This is a genomic window from Bradyrhizobium stylosanthis, assembly GCF_001641335.1.
Lineage (GTDB): Bacteria > Pseudomonadota > Alphaproteobacteria > Rhizobiales > Xanthobacteraceae > Bradyrhizobium > Bradyrhizobium stylosanthis.
In genome coordinates, this window is the sequence record NZ_LVEM01000002.1 from 1,259,344 (window position 1) to 1,273,082 (window position 13,739).

Consider the following 13,739-nt stretch of genomic DNA (forward strand, 5'->3'; position numbering starts at 1 on the left):
ATCTCAACTCTTCCTCCATCGCTCCGCAAACCGGTGCAGCGGCATGAACGTCTCGCACAATTCTCGCCCCAGCGCCGTCAGCCCGTAGCCTCCGCCGTCGCCAAGCTCCACGAAGCCGGCCTCGCGCAGCTCCGTCAGCCGCGCTTGCAGCACCGTGGGCGAGGCTTCGTCGCATGCGGTGCGCAGCGCGCGCGAGGTGAGGGGCGCATCACGCAATTCCCAGAGAATCCGCAAGGCCCAGCGCCGGCCGAGCAGGTCGAGCAGCACCATGACCGGCCGCCCGGTGCGTGAGCCGCGGACGCCTTGTCTTGCCGGGCCGACCTGTTTCGCCATCGTCGCCTCTTGCGCCGTGCTACAAATAATGTAGCTTGTTGCTACGATAAGTGTAGCAAAGGAGACGGCCGATGTCCGAGGCCATGCCGCGCATTGCGCCACTCGCCCCGCCTTATCCCCCGGAGATCCAGGCTCAGTTCGATCGCATCATGCGCGGCGCGCCGCCGCTGCTGCTGTTCCGGGTGATGGCGGGCCATAACCGCGCCTGGGACAAGTTCCGCGCCGGCGGGCTGCTTGACCCGGGGCCGTTGTCGCTGCGCCAGCGCGAGATCGTCATCGACCGCACCTGTGCGCTGAACCGGTGCGAATACGAATGGGGCGTGCATGTCGCGATCTTTGCCGGGCCGGCGAAGCTTACCGATGAGGAAGCCCGGGCCACTGTGCAGGGCGATGCGAATTCGGCCTGCTGGTCGCCGGCCGAGCAGGCGCTGATCGCAGGCGTCGACGCGCTGCACGCGCGCGCGACGTTCTCCGATGCCGAGTTCGCCGTGCTCTCGGCGCATTACGACGCGGCGCAGATCCTGGAGATCATGCTGCTGTGCGGCTTCTATCGTACGGTGTCGTATCTGGCGAACGGGCTGCGGCTGCCGCTAGAGGAGAACGCGGCGCGGTTTCCGGTGTAGCTTTCAATTCCTCATCCTGAGGAGCGCGGAACGCGCGTCTCGAAGGATGAAGGCCCGGCTGGTGGCCTCGCCCTTCGAGACGCGCGAAGAGCGCGCTCCTCAGGGTGAGGGTCTTCCAGAGTGCTGCGCATCGCCCCCGGGGATGACGGCGGAGAGAGCGTGCCTGGCCCTACGCCACGCCCGCCCGCAGCAGATCGTGCAGGTGCACGATGCCCGCCACCTTGCCCGCGTCGGTCACCAGCAGCGTGGTGATCTTGCTGGTGTTCAGCACCTCGATCATCTCGGTCGCCAGCATCGAGGGCGGCACGGACTTCGGCTGCTTCGTCATGATCTCGTCGACCGTCGCCGTCAGAAGGTCGGGCCGCATATGGCGGCGCAGATCGCCGTCGGTGATGATGCCGACGGCTTCGCCCGCGTCGTTGACGATGCAGACGCAGCCGAGGCCCTTGGCCGACATCTCGACCACGGCGTCCGACATCTTGGTGCCCAGGGGCTTGACCGGGATCTCGGCGCCGGTGCGCATGTAGTCGCGCACGAATTTCAGCATCGCGCCCAGCTTGCCGCCGGGATGGAAATGCGCGAACTCCAGCGCGGTGAAGCCGCGGCCCTCGAGCAGCGCGATCGCGATGGCATCGCCGATCGCGACCTGCATCATGGTCGAGGTGGTCGGCGCCAGATTGTGCGGGCAGGCCTCGCGGGCCTTGGGCAGCTCGATCACGATGTCGGCGGCCTGTCCCAGCGAGGACGACGCGTTCGACGTCACCGCGATCATCGGAATCGCAAAGCGCGCCGAATAGTTCACCAGCGTCTTCATCTCCGGCTGCTCGCCGGACCAGGACAGCGCCATGATGACGTCGTCCTTGGTGATCATGCCGAGGTCGCCATGGGCGGCTTCCGCGGTGTGGACGAAGAAAGCGGGCGTGCCGGTCGAGGCCAGCGTCGCCGCGATCTTGCGCGCCATGTGCCCGGACTTGCCGAGCCCGGTGACGATGACGCGGCCTTTGGCGTTGTGGATCAGGTCGACGGCCTTGGCGAAGGTCTCGCCGAGCGGGCCGCGCAGCGCGGCGGCGAGGGCGTTGATGCCGCTGCTCTCCGTCTCCAGCGTGCGGAGCGCGGATTCGACGCTGTCGGGGATGGAGCCGGATGATTTGGTCATCAGCGGTTTCGAACTCGGCATATTGAGGTCCAGGGAGGAGGGGCGTTCGCCCGTTGGCGCCTCTCTAGCACGCCCCGGCCAGCGAGGCGACGCGCGCCCCAATGCCCTCAACCGGTCATTAACCATAATTGTTTTAACTCCATTAACGATGGTTCCCGCCGCTCGGCGGGGACAATCGCGAAAGTGTTTGATTTCGTTGGAGTTATTCCACCTTGAGGTCGTCTCCAGGCACCGGCCGGAGCAAACGCGCGCAGTTCCTGCGCGCCGCTTTGCCGTGCCTTGCGCTGACGTCCCTTGGAAGCGCCCCAGTGGCGGCCCAGAGCATCACGCCAGACCTGTTCAATCCCAACCGCGGCGGCTTCGCCGCGCCCGACACGCTGCCCACGCGCCGCACGGCGGGCGTGCCGCAGGCGCCGTCGGATGCGCTGCCGACGCTGCCCGATCCCGGTGCCGATCCGCGCAAGGGCCAGCAGGCGCCCGCGACCTCGCGCGTCGGCCAGGTGCCGACCTACGGCCTGCCCGCCGCCAATGGCGCCAGCGGCTCCGGCTACGACTCGCTGAACCGCAAGCGGCAGCAGCCCAAGTTCTATCCCGGCCAGGCCAAGCCGAAGCGTCCGCTCGGCCCCGGCTCGGCGCCGCCGCCGGCAACGCCGGTCAGGACGCTGGGCCCGCCGCGCATCGCGCCGCCGCCGTCGGAGACCGCGCACAAGCCGCCGGTGCCGCCGGCGATGGCCGGCAACGTGCCCGGCCAGCCGCTGCGCCGTCGCCTCAAGGCCGATGACGACGCGTTCGGCGCGGTCGGCGACTACGCCGGCAGCTTCCTGATCAAGGGCGGGCTCGAGCTCTCCGCCGGCTACGACACCAACCCGGCGCGCCTCAACAAGCCCGTGGGATCGCCGGTCTACGTCGTCGCGCCGGACCTTCTCGTCCAGTCCGATTGGGAGCGCCACGCGCTGGTCGCGGATTTGCGCGGCTCGTTCTCGGGCTACACCAACAACATGCCGGCGACGATTGACGGCTTTGCCTCGCCGTCGCCGGTCGAGATCGATCGCCCCGATTTCACCGGCCATGTCGATGGCCGCCTCGACGTCAATCGCGATCTCAAGCTGACCTCGCAGCTCCGCCTGCGGCTCGCCACCGACAATCCCGGCAGCCCCAACGTGCAGGCCGGCCTGCAGAAATATCCTGTCTATGCCACCTACGGCACCACGGTCGGCTTCGACCAGACCTTCAACCGCTTCCAGGTCGCCGCCGGCGCCACCTTCGACCGCACCGCCTACACCAATTCGAAGCTCACCGACGGCTCGACCTTCAGCAACGACGACCGCGACTTCAACCAGTATGGCGGCGTCGGCCGCTTCTCCTACGAGCTCAAGCCGGGCCTGAAGCCGTTCGTCGAAATCCAGGGCGACACCCGCGTCCACGACCAGGCCGCCGACCGCAACGGCTTCCTGCGCGATTCAGACGGCGGCTACGCCAAGGTCGGCACGTCCTTCGAATTCTCGCGCATCCTCACCGGCGAGGTCTCGGTCGGCTATTCCGCGCGCAACTATGTCGACCCGCGCCTCAGCCAGCTCGCGGGCTTCCTCACCTCGGGCTCGCTGATCTGGAACGCGAGCGGCCTCACCACGGTGAAATTGGCCACCGACACGCAGATCAACGAGACCACCGTCCCCAACTCCTCCGGCGTGCTGGTGCACACCTACGGCGTCGAAGTCGATCACGACTTCCGCCGCTGGCTCACCGCGGTCGGCAAGTTCACCTACGGCACCTACGACTACCAGAACCAGGGCCGCAACGACAAAACCTACTCGCTCGAAGGCAATCTGATCTACAAGCTCAACCGCAACATCTGGATCAAGGGTACGCTGCGCCACGACATCCTGGATTCGAACCAGTCGGCGTCGAGCTCGCAGGGGACGGTGGTGATGCTGGGGGTGAGGCTGCAGAACTGAGGGGGCGGTCAGCGGGCACGGCGTAGCCATGGCCTCAGCTGTCGTCCTGGCGAAAGCCAGGACCCATTACCCTAGGGAGTAGTTTGGCGAAGACTGGCAGTTCGGTACGACGACCGACTGCCATCGATAGATTCCGCGGTATGGGTCCTGGCTTTCGCCAGGACGACAGCCGTTACCGCGGCAAATCCGTCTTCCCCATCAGGAACGTGTCGATCGACCGGGCGCACAGCCGGCCTTCACGGATCGCCCACACCACCAGCGACTGGCCGCGGCGCATGTCGCCGGCGGTGAACACGTTGGGGCGCGAGGTCTGGTAGTCCAGCGTGTTGGCCTTGACGTTGCCGCGCGGGTCGAGGTCGACCGAGAGCAGCTTCAAGAGGCCCTCGTGCACGGGGTGCACGAAGCCCATCGCCAGCAACACGAGCTCGGCGTCGAGCTCGAACTCGGTGCCGGCGATCGGCTTGAACTTGTCGTCGACGTGGACGCAGTGCAGCTTCTTGACCTGACCGTTCTCGCCCGAGAACTTCTGGGTCAGCACGGCGAATTCGCGAACCGCGCCTTCGGCCTGGCTGGAGGACGTGCGCATCTTGAGCGGCCAGTTCGGCCAGGTCAGGCCCTTGTTCTCGCGCTCGGGCGGGGCGGGCATGATCTCGAGCTGGGTCACCGACAGCGCGCCCTGGCGCAGCGAGGTGCCGATGCAGTCCGAACCGGTGTCGCCGCCGCCGATGACGACGACGTGCTTGCCATTGGCCAGGATCTCCTGGACGCCGCCCAGCGGCTCCTCGGAGACGCGGCGGTTCTGCTGCGGCAGGAAGTCCATGGCGTAGTGGATGCCCTGGAGGTCGCGGCCCGGGATCGGCAGGTCGCGCGGGGCTTCCGCGCCGCCGGTCAGCGCCACGGCGTCATACTCGTTGAGCATCTCGCGCGGATCGACATTGCCGTCGGCGCCGACATGGCTGTTGTAGTGGAAGGTGACGCCTTCGCCTTCCATCTGCTTGACGCGGCGGTCGATGACGCCCTTCTCCATCTTGAAGTCGGGGATGCCGTAGCGCAGCAGGCCGCCGGCCTTGGCGTACTTCTCGAACAGGTGCACGTCGTGGCCGGCGCGCGCGAGCTGCTGCGCGCAGGCCATGCCGGCCGGGCCCGAGCCGATCACGGCGACCTTCTTGCCGGTCTTCTCGGCGGCGATCTCAGGCTTCAGCCAGCCATTGTCCCAGGCGCGGTCGACGATCGCGCATTCGATGGTCTTGATGGTGACGGGGTTGTCGTCGATGTTGAGCGTGCAGGACGCTTCGCACGGCGCGGGGCAGATGCGGCCGGTGAACTCGGGGAAATTGTTGGTCGAGTGCAGATTGCGCGAAGCTTCTTCCCAGTTGCCCTGATAGACGAGGTCGTTCCAGTCGGGGATCTGGTTGTTGACCGGGCAGCCCGGCGTGCCGGGCGCGACCGAGCCGGTGCCGTGGCAATAGGGAATGCCGCAGTTCATGCAGCGCGCGGCCTGGTCGCGCACTTCCTTCTCGCTCAAGGGAACGACGAACTCGTTGTAATGCTTCACGCGCTCGGCGACCGGGGTGTACTTGCGGTCGTGCCGTTCGATTTCCAGAAAACCCGTGATCTTGCCCATTAAACCCGAAGTCCCTGCCGCTTAGTTCGTTTGTTGCTTTCTCAACCGTCATTGCGAGGAGCGAAGCGACGAAGCAATCCAGTCTGCTGCTGAGGAGAAAGTCTGGATTGCTTCGCTGCGCTCGCAATGACGGGCGCTGATAGTCTTACGCCCCGATCGCGATTTTCGGCTCGGCGTCCGCGTTGGCCGCCATTTCGCGCAGCGCGCGCCGGTACTCGACCGGCATCACCTTGCGGAATTTGGGCAGCCAGTCCTTCCAATTGGCAAGGATGTCGGCGGCGCGCTTGGAGCCGGTGGCTTTCGCATGGCGCGAGATCAGGACGTGCAGCCGCTCGACGTCGGAGGCGAGCAGGTTGTTGAACACGTCGACCCGGCCGTGCGCCTCGAGGTCACCGGAGTGGTGATAGGTGCCGGCGTTGATCAGCTCTTCCGACAGCACCGGCTCGAGCTCGACCATCGACATGTTGCACAGCTTGTCGAAATCGCCGGTCTCGTCCAGCACGTAGGCGATGCCGCCCGACATGCCGGCCGCGAAGTTGCGCCCGGTCTTGCCGAGCACGACCACGATGCCGCCGGTCATGTATTCGCAGCAATGATCGCCCGCGCCCTCGACCACCGCCACGGCGCCCGAATTGCGCACGGCGAAACGCTCGCCGGCGATGCCGCGGAAGTAGCACTCGCCCTGAATGGCGCCGTACATCACGGTGTTGCCGACGATGATGCTCTCTTCCGGCACGATGCCGCTGTTGGCAGGCGGCTTGACGATGATCTTACCGCCCGACAGGCCCTTGCCGACATAGTCGTTGCCTTCACCTTCGAGCTCGAAGGTGACGCCGTGCGCAAGCCAGGCGCCGAAGGCCTGGCCGGCGGTGCCCTTGAGGCCGACATGGATGGTGTCGTGCGGCAGGCCGGCATGGCCGTAGATCTTGGCGACCGCGCCCGACAGCATCGCGCCGGCGGAGCGGTTGGTGCTGTTGATCGTGGCCTCGATCTTCACCGGCGCGCCGCGGTCGAGCGCGGGCGTCGCCTTCTCGATCAGCGTGCGGTCGAGCACCGCTTCCAGATGATGGTTCTGGCGCTCGGAGTGATAGATCTTCTGGCCCTTCTCTTCCTTCTGCTTGACGAACAGCTTCGAGAAATCGAGGCCTTTGGCCTTCCAGTGCGCGACCAGCCTGGTCTGGTCGAGCAACTGAACCTGGCCGATCATCTCGTTGAAGGTGCGGAAGCCGAGCGAGGCCATGATCTCGCGGACTTCCTCGGCGACGAAGAAGAAGTAGTTGATCACGTGCTCGGGCTGGCCGGTGAAGCGCTTGCGCAGGACGGGGTCCTGGGTCGCGACGCCGACCGGGCAGGTGTTGAGATGGCACTTGCGCATCATGATGCAGCCGGCCGCGATCAAGGGCGCGGTGGCGAAGCCGAATTCGTCGGCCCCGAGCAGCGCGCCGATCACGACGTCACGGCCGGTGCGGAAGCCGCCGTCGACCTGGACCACGATGCGGCTGCGCAGCCGCTCGCGCACCAGCGTCTGGTGGGTTTCGGCGAGGCCGATCTCCCAGGGCGAACCGGCGTGCTTGATCGAGGTCAGCGGCGAAGCGCCGGTGCCGCCTTCGAAGCCCGCGATGGTGACATGGTCGGCGCGCGCCTTGGCGACACCCGCGGCGACCGTGCCGACGCCGATCTCGGAGACGAGCTTGACCGAGACGTCGCCCGTCGGGTTGACGTTCTTGAGGTCGTAGATGAGCTGCGCCAGATCCTCGATCGAGTAGATGTCGTGATGCGGCGGCGGCGAGATCAGGCCGACGCCCGGGGTCGAGTGACGGACCTTGGCGATGGTCGCGTCCACCTTGTGGCCGGGCAGCTGGCCGCCTTCGCCGGGCTTGGCACCCTGCGCCATCTTGATCTGCATCATGTCGGAGTTGACGAGATACTCCGTGGTGACGCCGAAGCGGCCCGAGGCGACCTGCTTGATCGCGGAGCGCATGGAATCGCCGTTCGGCATCGGCTTGAAGCGGTCGGCTTCCTCGCCGCCTTCGCCGGTGTTCGACTTGCCGCCGATCCGGTTCATGGCGATCGCGAGCGTGGTGTGCGCCTCGCGCGAGATCGAGCCGAAGCTCATCGCGCCGGTGGCGAAACGCTTGACGATGTCCTTGGCCGGCTCGACCTGGTCGAGCGGCACCGGCTTGCGCTTCTCCTCGTCGGCGTTCTTGATCCGGAACAGGCCGCGCAGCGTCAGCAGGCGCTCCGACTGCTCGTTGAGGATCTTGGCGAAGGCGCGATAGCGCTCCAGCGAATTGCCGCGCGCGGCGTGCTGCAGCAGCCCGACCGACTCGGCGGTCCAGGCATGGTCCTCGCCGCGGCTGCGATAGGCGTACTCGCCGCCGACGTCGAGCGCGGTCTTGTAGACCTGCGCCTCGCCGAACGCGTCGGCATGACGGCGCACGGCTTCTTCCGCGATCTCGGCAAGGCCGACGCCTTCGACGCGGGTGTGCGTGCCGGCGAAGAACTTGCCGACGAAATCAGCCTTGAGGCCGACCGCGTCGAAGATCTGCGCGCCGCAATAGGACTGGTAGGTCGAGATGCCCATCTTGGACATCACCTTGAGAAGGCCCTTGCCGATCGACTTGATGTAGCGCTTGACGATCTCGTAGTCGTCGAGCGAGCCGGGCAGGCGGTCCTTCATCGCGACGATGGTTTCGAACGCGAGGTACGGATTGATCGCTTCGGCGCCATAGCCGGCAAGGCAGGCGAAGTGATGCACTTCGCGCGGCTCGCCGGATTCGACGACGAGACCGACCGAGGTGCGCAGGCCGACGCGGATCAGATGATGATGCACGGCGGCGCAGGCCAGCAGTGCCGGGATCGGCACGCGGTCGGTGCCGACCATGCGGTCGGACAGGATGATGATGTTGACGCCCTCGCGCACCGCGCTTTCGGCGCGCGCGCAGAGCTCGTCCAGCACCTGGTCCATGCCGGCCGCGCCGAGACCGGCGTGGAACGTCGTGTCGAGCGTGCGCGACTTGAAGTGCGACTCGGCGACGTCGGAGATCGAGCGGATCTTCTCGAGATCCGCGTCGGTCAGGATCGGCTGGCGCGCTTCGAGGCGCTTGGTGGTGGCAAGGCCCTGCAGGTCGAACAGGTTCGGTCGCGGTCCGATGATGGAGACGAGGCTCATCACCAGCTCCTCGCGGATCGGGTCGATCGGCGGGTTGGTGACCTGCGCGAAGTTCTGCTTGAAGTAGGTGAACAGCGGCTTGGCCTTGTCCGACAGCGCCGAGATCGGCGTGTCGTTGCCCATCGAGCCCGCGGCTTCCTCGCCGGTGGAGGCCATCGGCGTCATCAGGATGGTGATGTCTTCCTGGCTGTAGCCGAACGCCTGCTGGCGATCGAGCAGCGACAGGTTGGAGCGCACGCCGGTGGTCGGGACCTTCGGCAGCTCTTCCAGCACGATCTGGGTCCGCTCCAGCCATTCCTTGTAGGGATGGCTCTTGGCGAGCTCGGCCTTGATCTCGTCGTCGGGGATCAGGCGGCCCTGCTCAAGGTCGACCAGCAGCATCTTGCCGGGCTGCAGGCGCCACTTGGTGATGATCTGGTCCTCGGGGATCGTCAGCACGCCCATCTCGGACGCCATGACGATGCGGTCGTCCTTGGTCACGAGATAGCGCGCCGGCCGCAATCCGTTGCGGTCGAGCGTGGCGCCGATCTGGCGGCCGTCGGTGAAGGCGATCGCGGCGGGGCCGTCCCACGGCTCCATCAGCGCGGCATGATATTCGTAGAAGGCGCGGCGCTTCTCATCCATCAAGGGATTGCCGGCCCACGCCTCCGGAATCATCATCATGACGGCGTGCGGCAGCGAGTAGCCGCCCTGCACCAGGAATTCGAGCGCGTTGTCGAAGCAGGCGGTGTCCGACTGTCCTTCGTAGGAGATCGGCCAGAGCCGGTTGATGTCCTTGCCGTAAAGCTCGGAGCTGACCGAGGCCTGGCGCGCCGCCATCCAGTTGGTGTTGCCGCGCAGCGTGTTGATCTCGCCGTTATGCGCGATCATGCGGTAGGGATGCGCCAGCGACCACGCCGGGAAGGTGTTGGTCGAGAAGCGCTGGTGGACGAGGGCGAGCGCGCTCTCGAAATCCTTCTCGTGCAGATCGGGATAGTACTTGCCGAGCTGGTCGGCGAGGAACATGCCCTTGTAGATCACGGTGCGGCAGGACATCGAGCAGGGGTAATAGCCCGCAAGGCCGCGGTCGCGGCGCTGGTAGATCGCCTGCGAGATCGACTTGCGCAGGATGTAGAGCCGGCGCTCGAAATCGTCCTCGGTCTTGGCGGTGCCGTTGCGGCCGATGAACACCTGCATGCAGGCGGGCTCGGTCGGCTTCACGGTGACGCCGAGCGAGGAGTTGTCGGTCGGCACGTCGCGCCAGCCGAGCAGGGTCAGGCCCTCTTCCTTGATCTGGTCGGCGATGATGCTCTTGATCACGTTGCGCCAGGCGGTGTCGCGCGGCATGAAGAGCGCGCCGATGGCGTATTCGCCCGGAGCCGGCAGCGCAAAGCCGAGCTCCTTCGCCTTGCGGCTGAAGAAGGCGTGCGGGATCTGCACGAGAATGCCGGCGCCGTCACCGGCGCGCGGGTCGGCGCCGACGGCGCCGCGATGCTCGAGGTTGCAGAGGATGCTGAGCGCGTCCGCGACGATCTCGTGCGACTTCTTGCCCTTGATGTTGGCGATGAAGCCGACGCCGCAGGAATCCTTTTCCAGGCTCGGATCGTAGAGGCCAACGGCCGGCGGGCGCGAATTGTGTTCCTGAATCGGATCGGTCGTTTTCGAGGCGACCGTCGCCGACAGCTCTTCTGCCACGATGTTTGCGCGCTCGAATTGCGACCCGTTCATTGTTCCAATCCTCTCCATGCGGCAAGCTGCCTCACCGCTCTCTTCGGCGCACCTTGGGCGTTCCGCGGCACCCGCCTCTGGGTCACCGCTCGTCCGTTGCGAGCCGCATTTTCTTAAATTCAGGCCAAGGCGTTCTTCGTCCCCGAGAACGGCTTTGCCTGTTGCCTTCTTGTGCTCGAAAGCACCGACTTTCGTTGCAATCCGTATGCCGGAACTGCAAAGAAAATTAAGACAGTCTTCCTGTCCTAACCAGCACCTTGCCAAATTTTTGTCTATCACACAAGCGCGTGGAAGTCCCGATTCCCGATATGTCAATCAATCGCTTTCCGAAAGTTGCGCGGCCCCGGTTTTGAAGCAAACGCGCCCTGATCCGGCCCTGCAGACGCCGAAATCACCGATGAAGCTTCGGATCGGCCCTTCGGAAGGCGCGCCACGCCGCGAGAAGCGAAAGAGCGCGCCTCCGTTCGGGGTCTGACAGGAGCGTCTCGACCATGAAGTTTTTCACAGGATGTGTGGCCGCCGCCGCGCTGGTGATGGCCGCAAGCACGGCTCAAGCGCAAGTTCCCGCGAACGGTATCTCGGGAGGGGCGATGATCGCGGTGTCGGATTTCGACGGACCCTATGGGCCGCCGGACGCTGCGCCACCACCGCCGCCGCGTTATGGCTACGGTTATGGCTATGAGGAGCGCGGGCCGGCCCCGGCATTGCTGCCGGCGACCGAGGTCTACGCCGTCCTGCGCGACAACGGCTTCTCACCGCTCGGCATCCCGCGCCTGCGCGGCAACGTCTACACCATCGCGGTGATCGACCGCCGCGGCGATGACGGCCGGCTGGTGATCGATGCCCGCGACGGACGAATCCTGCGCTTCATGCCGGCCGCCGATGCCTACGGCATGGCGCCGTCCTATGAAGAGCGCGCGGTCGCGCCCTACGGCCCGCAAACCGCGCTGCCGCCGCCGACCGTGGTCCGCAGCGGCCCGCCGCGCCCGCCGGCCGCGATCCCGCATGTCGCCAAGCGCGCGGTGCCGCTGCCCAAGGCTGCTCCCCAGCGCGGCGAGACGCCGGTTGCGGCGGTGAAGCCGGCTGAACCTGCACAGCAGGCCCAGGCGCCAGAGGTCAAGGCGTCCGAGGCGAAGGCGCCGCAGGCTCAGCCCGCACAGGCGCAACCTCCGCAGCAGCAGGCCGCCGCCGCGCAGGCCAAGCCCGCCGAAGCTGCGCCGCAAGCCGCTGCGCCAACCGTCGGCCAGGCCAAGCCCGCGGCAACGATCCAGCCGACGCAGGAAATGCCGGCCGCTCAGGGGCTGGATTAGTGCGCTGACGGTTTGACGCAAGCTCGCGCCACATTTCCGGTGTCGTCCTGGCGAAAGCCAGGACCCTTACCGCGAGGTCTATCGGTGGGAGCGAGGTGTTAGTACCGAACGACAAGCCTTCGCCAAATGCCTTGCTGGGGTAATGGGTCCTGGCTTTCGCCAGGACGACACCAAGACAAAACAAAAGGCGCCTGAGCAGTCAGGCGCCTTTTGCATTCACGGCAACCGCCTCAGCTCCGCGGATATCCCGCCGCTTCCAGGATCAGATTCGCCACCTCCTTCGGATGCGACACCAGCGAGAGATGGCCGGCGTCGAGCTCGATCGTGGTGGCGTTCATGCGCTTGGCAAGGAAGCGTTCGAAGTCGGGATTGATGGTGCCGTCGTTCTTCGACACCGCGTACCAGCTCGGCTTCGAATGCCACGCCGCTTCCGTGGTGCGGCCGGCGAAGATCGAGGCGGCCGTCGGCCATTGCACCGCGTAGAGCTCCTTGGCCTGCTCCGGCTTCACGCCGTTGGCGAAGTACTTCAGGAATGCGTCTTCGGAGAGCTTGGTGTAGCCGTCGCGCTCGACGATGCCGGCGCGTGCGGGGCCTGCCGGAAACTGCTTGGACAGCGCGACGAAATCTTCATTCGCGTCAGGGGCGCGCGCGGCGATGTAGACGAGGCCGGTGACCTTCGGATCGGTGCCGACCTGGCTGATCACGGTGCCGCCCCAGGAATGCGCGACCAGCACGGTCGGTCCGTCCTGCTCGGCCAGCGCGCGCTTGGTGGCATCGACGGAATCGGCGAGCGACGACAGCGGATTTTGCACGGCGGTGACGTTGAGGCCGGCAGCCTGGAGGATCGGGATCACCTCCGACCAGCTCGATCCGTCGGCCCAGGCGCCGTGCACCAGCACGACGTTCTTCGCCTTCACCGTCTGCGGTGTCTGCGCGTGCGCGAGGCTGAGAGGGGCCGCCAGCAGGCTCGCGGCGACGAAAAGGCTGCGCCAAAGGGTCAAGATCGGTCTCCGTTGTCTTGGGTTCGATGCCCAAAGGACGGAGCGCACAGTGCCGCCGTTACGCCGCTCACCAGTCTGTGATGCGGTGCGGTAGGCCATGTTTTGGAGGAAGGCCGCCGAGCAACCGCTTTCGCCAGGGCGACGTTAAGGAGCAGCCGGGGCGACGAAGAAGAGGCACAACAAAAACGCCCCGGGGCACCGGGGCGTTCTCGCAACCTGGAAGTCGAGTGCTGCTTAGGCGGCTTGCGCGGCCGAGTTCTCGATCACCTGCGCCTTCGCAGCGCCGGCGTTGATCGCGATCTGGCGCGGCTTCTTGGCTTCGGGAATCTCGCGGACGAGATCGACGTGAAGCAGGCCGTTCTCGAGCGAGGCGTCCTTCACCTGCACGAAGTCGGCAAGCTGGAAGGCGCGCTCGAAAGCACGCGCGGCGATGCCGCGATAGAGCACTTCGGATTTGCTGTTCTCGTTGGCGACTTTCTCGCCCTTGATCGTCAGCGTGTTTTCCTTCGCGACGATGGAGAGCTCATCCTTGGCGAAGCCCGAGACCGCGACGGTGATGCGGTAGGCGTTCTCGCCGGTGCGCTCGATGTTGTAGGGGGGATAGCCGGGGCTGCCGTCGGAGCTTGCCTGGTCGAGCAGGTTGAAGAGACGGTCGAAGCCGACGGTGGAACGATAAAACGGGGTGAGATCGTAGCTACGCATGGTCAAGTCCTCCATTGAGCGACTGTTTTGAGTAACCCGCCCGCCAATCGGGCCGGGCTTTAGTCTGTGTGCAGCCTGATGTTCCGGTTCCGAAACACTGGTAGCGGCCTGCACGAAGGTGATATGGGTGGAACGAGACGGCGTTCAAGAGGGCGG

9 protein-coding genes are annotated in these 13,739 nt (G+C 66.1%); 3 read left to right on the plus strand and 6 right to left on the minus strand.

Annotated elements, in window-relative coordinates; genetic code table 11:
- Positions 1 to 3: 3 nt before the first annotated feature.
- Entirely contained in the window at positions 4 to 333 is a 330-nt protein-coding gene (locus A7X65_RS17850) for a winged helix-turn-helix transcriptional regulator (RefSeq protein WP_063686973.1), read from the minus strand.
- A gap of 71 nt (positions 334 to 404) precedes the next feature.
- On the opposite strand from A7X65_RS17850, the gene A7X65_RS17855 reads away from it, so the two are divergent.
- A complete protein-coding gene (locus tag A7X65_RS17855; protein ID WP_082884971.1) occupies positions 405 to 956 on the plus strand; it encodes a carboxymuconolactone decarboxylase family protein in 552 nt (183 codons plus the stop codon).
- Positions 957 to 1,125: 169 nt separating this feature from the next.
- Here the strand turns inward: A7X65_RS17855 and A7X65_RS17860 are convergent, their stop codons facing one another.
- Positions 1,126 to 2,133, minus strand: coding sequence for a KpsF/GutQ family sugar-phosphate isomerase (locus A7X65_RS17860; protein WP_063686975.1), 1,008 nt, complete (start codon positions 2,131 to 2,133; stop codon positions 1,126 to 1,128).
- A 191-nt stretch (positions 2,134 to 2,324) separates the two neighbouring features.
- Between A7X65_RS17860 and A7X65_RS17865 the strand changes: the two genes are divergently transcribed.
- The gene (locus A7X65_RS17865) at positions 2,325 to 4,067 is read left to right on the plus strand and encodes an outer membrane beta-barrel protein (RefSeq protein WP_063686977.1); all 1,743 of its coding nucleotides are present in this window, start codon (positions 2,325 to 2,327) and stop codon (positions 4,065 to 4,067) included.
- Positions 4,068 to 4,239: 172 nt separating this feature from the next.
- Here the strand turns inward: A7X65_RS17865 and A7X65_RS17870 are convergent, their stop codons facing one another.
- Positions 4,240 to 5,691, minus strand: coding sequence for a glutamate synthase subunit beta (locus A7X65_RS17870; protein ID WP_063686979.1), 1,452 nt, complete (start codon positions 5,689 to 5,691; stop codon positions 4,240 to 4,242).
- Between the two features lie 145 nt (positions 5,692 to 5,836).
- On the minus strand, positions 5,837 to 10,570 hold the full coding sequence (gltB, locus tag A7X65_RS17875; RefSeq protein WP_063686981.1) for a glutamate synthase large subunit: 4,734 nt from the start codon (positions 10,568 to 10,570) through the stop codon (positions 5,837 to 5,839).
- A 491-nt stretch (positions 10,571 to 11,061) separates the two neighbouring features.
- On the opposite strand from gltB, the gene A7X65_RS17880 reads away from it, so the two are divergent.
- Complete coding sequence (locus tag A7X65_RS17880; RefSeq protein WP_063686983.1) at positions 11,062 to 11,880, plus strand: hypothetical protein; 819 nt, start codon at positions 11,062 to 11,064, stop codon at positions 11,878 to 11,880.
- Positions 11,881 to 12,110: 230 nt separating this feature from the next.
- Here A7X65_RS17880 and A7X65_RS17885 read toward each other — a convergent pair whose 3' ends face one another.
- Entirely contained in the window at positions 12,111 to 12,881 is a 771-nt protein-coding gene (locus tag A7X65_RS17885) for an alpha/beta fold hydrolase (RefSeq protein ID WP_063686985.1), read from the minus strand.
- Positions 12,882 to 13,115: 234 nt separating this feature from the next.
- Positions 13,116 to 13,583, minus strand: a complete 468-nt coding sequence (locus tag A7X65_RS17890; RefSeq protein ID WP_063687776.1) for an Hsp20 family protein — start codon at positions 13,581 to 13,583, stop codon at positions 13,116 to 13,118.
- Positions 13,584 to 13,739: the final 156 nt, after the last annotated feature.